This is a genomic window from Streptomyces sp. NPDC001941, from assembly GCF_040296945.1.
In the GTDB taxonomy this organism is placed as follows: domain Bacteria; phylum Actinomycetota; class Actinomycetes; order Streptomycetales; family Streptomycetaceae; genus Streptomyces.
In genome coordinates, this window is sequence record NZ_JBEOYE010000200.1 from 1 (window position 1) to 3444 (window position 3444).

Annotated in this window: 4 protein-coding genes; all 4 read right to left on the minus strand. The window is 68.6% G+C overall.

Annotated features, from left to right (window positions below; all coding sequences use genetic code 11):
• Position 1: 1 nt before the first annotated feature.
• Positions 2-907 carry an ABC transporter permease gene (locus ABT160_RS46205; RefSeq protein ID WP_351656209.1) on the minus strand — a complete coding sequence of 302 codons (906 nt, stop codon included), beginning with the start codon at positions 905-907 and terminating at the stop codon, positions 2-4.
• Positions 894-1685, minus strand: coding sequence for an ABC transporter ATP-binding protein (locus tag ABT160_RS46210; protein WP_351656212.1), 792 nt, complete (start codon positions 1683-1685; stop codon positions 894-896). Before ABT160_RS46210 ends, ABT160_RS46205 begins: the two co-directional genes overlap by 14 nt.
• 43 nt (positions 1686-1728) lie before the next feature.
• Entirely contained in the window at positions 1729-2847 is a 1119-nt protein-coding gene (locus ABT160_RS46215; protein ID WP_351656215.1) for an aliphatic sulfonate ABC transporter substrate-binding protein, read from the minus strand.
• A 209-nt stretch (positions 2848-3056) separates the two neighbouring features.
• A partial coding sequence (locus ABT160_RS46220) for an elongation factor 1-alpha C-terminal domain-related protein (protein WP_502984426.1) occupies positions 3057-3444 on the minus strand: 388 nt, incomplete at its 5' end.

Genomic DNA, 3444 nt, shown 5'->3' on the forward strand with positions numbered 1-3444 from the left:
CTCAGTTCTTGACGAGGAGGCCGCGGGTGCGGAGTACGGCGCGTTCGAGGGGGCTGAAGATGAGGAGGTCGATGGCGATGCCGACGGTGAGGATGAGGAGGATGGCGAGGAAGACGCCGGGCATGTCGGAGTTGTTGCGGCCGTTTTCCAGGAGCTGGCCCAGGCCGAGGCCGAGGTCGGGGGAGGAGGCGATGATCTCGGCAGCCATCAGGGAGCGCCAGGAGAAGGCCCAGCCTTGCTTGAGGCCGGCGAGGTAGCCGGGCAGGGCGGCGGGCATGACGATGTGCCAGGTGCCGCGCAGTCCGGTGGCGCCCAGGGTGCGGCCGGCGCGCAGGAACAGGGGTGGGACCTGGTCGACGCCGGAGACGAGGCCGTTGGCGATGGAGGGCACGGCGCCGAGCAGGATGACGGCGTACATCATGGAGTTGTTCAGGCCCAGCCAGATGACGGCCGGGGGGACCCAGGCGACCGAGGGCAGGGACTGCAGGCCGGAGAGGATGGGTCCGATCGCGGCGCGCACGAATGTGACGCGGGCGACGAGCAGGCCCAGGGGGGTGCCGATGGCCAGGGCGAGGAGGAAGCCGAGCAGGCCGCGCGAGACGGACGTCCACACCACGTCGAGGAGGGTTCCGGCCAGCCAGAGGTCGTGGATGCTGGTGAGGACGGCGGTGGGGGCGGGCAGGCTGCCCTCGTCGGTGACCTTCGCCCAGACCAGCACCTGCCAGACGGCGATCACCAGCACGATCGCGGTGAGCGGGGGCAGGACCTTCTTGAGCAGGATCTCGCGGACCGGGGTGCGGTGGGATTGGACGGTGTCCAGGGCGTCGAGTCCGGCTTCGAGGCCCGCCAGGTCATCAGCCTTCGCAGGCGTGGTGGTTGAGGTGTGCTGGGTGTCAGTGCTGGCCATGGCGGCGGATCTCCCCACGCAGTTCTTCGGTGATCTCGACGGACAGCTCCGCGACGGCCGCGTCCTCGATGCGGCGGGGCTGGTCGATGTCGACGGTCCACTGGCGGGCGATGCGGCCGGGGCGGGAGGAGAGCAGGATGACGCGCTGGGCGAGGCGGACGGCTTCGCGCACGTTGTGGGTGACGAAGAGGACGGAGACGTTTGTCTCGCTCCAGATGCGGGTCAGTTCGCCGTGCAGGACGTCGCGGGTGATGGCGTCCAGGGCGGCGAACGGCTCGTCCATCAAAAGCAGTTGGCTGTCCTGGGCCAGGGCGCGGGCCAGGGCGACGCGCTGGCGCATGCCGCCGGACAGTTCGTGGACGCGTTTGCCGTGCGCGCCGGCCAGGCGGACGAGTTCCAGGAGGCGTTCGGCTTCGGTGCGGCGTTCGGTTTTGGGCACGCCGCGCAGGCGCAGGGCGAGTTCGATGTTCTTGCCGGCGGTGAGCCAGGGGAAGAGGGCGTGTTCCTGGAACATCAGGGCGGGCCGGCCGGTGGTGGTGATGGTGCCCGCACTGGGCTGGTCGAGGGCGGCGACGAGGTTGAGGAGGGTGGATTTGCCGCAGCCGGAGGCTCCCAGGAGGGTGACGAACTCGCCGGGGGCGACATCGAGGCTGATGTCGTCCAGGACGAGCTGGTGGCCGGCGGGGGTGGCGAAGGACTTGGAGACGTGCTCCAGACGGGCGGCGGGCTGGACGTGGGTGCGGTCCTCGGCGTGTGCCCCGGTGAGTGTGGTGGCCATGGTCGTCACCTCCTGGGAGACCTGAACTAACGGACAGTTGGGGTTACTTGGTGCCGAGTCCGGCGTCGTCGACGGCGGTCTTGCCTTCGGTGCGCAGGACCTTGTTGAGCAGGGTCAGGTCGTAGATGCCGGCCAGGTCGGGCTTCTTGAGCAGTCCGGCGGCGACCGCGTGGTCGGCCTGGGCCTGCAGGGTGGAGGCCAGCGGGTCGTCGGTGAACTGCACCGACTTCCAGGCCGGGTCAAGGATGTCGGCGGGCAGTGCCTTGCCGGTCAGGGCCTTGAGCTTGTCGTTCGCCGCCGTCTTTGCCTTGTCGGGGTTGGCGTTGATCCAGGCGTTGGTCTTCACCGAGCCGCGCAGGACCGCCTCGACCACGTCGGGATGGTCCTTCAGGAAGCTCTGCTTGACGATGATGTTGGTGATGACGAACTTGTTGCCCGGCCACAGCGTCGACTCATCCAGCAGGACCTTCGCGCCCTGGCTGACCAGCTTCGAAGCGGTGGGCTCGGGGACCCAGGCGCCGTCGATGGAACCGGACTTGTACGCGTCGGGGGTGATCTTGTTGTCGGTGCGGACCACCGACACATCACCCTTGCCGCTCTGCGCCTCGACCTTCCAGCCCTTCTCCGCGATCCAGTTCAAGAACGCCACGTCCTGGGTGTTGCCCAGCTGCGGAGTGGCGATCTTCTTGCCCTTGACGTCGTCCAGGGTCTTGATCTTCGCCGGGTTCACCACCAGCTTCACCCCGCCCGAGGCCGAACCGCCCACGATGCGCAGGTTGGTGCCCTTGGACTTGGTGTAACCATTGATCGACGGGGAGGGGCCGATGAACCCGATGTCGATCGAACCCGCGTTCAACGCCTCGATCTCCGAGGGACCGGCATTGAACGTCGTCGACTTCAGCTGGGTACCCCCCAGCTCCTTCTGCAAGATCCCCTGCTGCTCACCCACCAGCGCGGTGGCATGCGTGAGGTTGGGGAAATAACCCAGCTTCACCGAATCGGCGGAGAGCTTCTTGCCCTCCGCGGCGGCGGGGGCCTTCTCGTCTTCCTTCTTCGCCTCGGAACCGTACCCGCAGGAGGCGAGCGCCCCGATCAGCAGGGGCAGGGCGGCAGCGGCGACGACGCTGCGACGCAGGCGGCGGGTGGTGCGGTTGGCAGGCACGGGAGGCGTTCCTCTCGTAGGCCCGGATCCCACGCCCCTAGGGCGTGGCCGGGAGATCGTCAGGTCTGTGTCTTCGTCTGTGGCGCATACGGGGGTCAGGGGTGGTCACGCACATCGCACGACACCCCCGGACCCCGCACCGAGGGCGCCGCTGCCCACGCGGCCGCCCTCCTTCGCGAACGTCAGGAAGACGTTGGTCGGCTTCTGCATCAGAAGTCCCAGCCTTCTTCGGTGTTTTCGGTGGTTGCCACCGCTGCTGCGGTGGCGAAGGACTCGCCCGCCATTCCGGCGGCGAGCGTGGTGCCGTCGGCGGGGTCGATCAGCAGGAAGGAGCCGGTACGGCGCGAGTGCGCGTACGAGTCGAGCGCGAGCGGCTCGGCGGTACGGACCTTCACGGTGCCGATGTCGTTGGCGACCAGCCGGCCCGGGTCCGGGTGCGCGGAGAGGTCGTCCAGGGTCAGCCGGGTCGGGATGTCCTTGACGATCGCCTTGACGGTACGGGTGGTGTGCTTCAGCAGGACGCGCTGGCCCACGGTCAGCGGGGTGTCGGCCAGGTGGCAGACGGTCGCCTCGACGTCCTGGGAGGTGGCGGGAGGT

Bases quoted from the DNA above. Each gene is read 5' to 3' on its own strand.
- ABT160_RS46205 (WP_351656209.1), bottom strand. From the start codon at position 907: ATGGCCAGCACTGACACCCAGCACACCTCAACCACCACGCCTGCGAAG.
- ABT160_RS46210 (WP_351656212.1), bottom strand. From the start codon at position 1,685: ATGGCCACCACACTCACCGGGGCACACGCCGAGGACCGCACCCACGTC.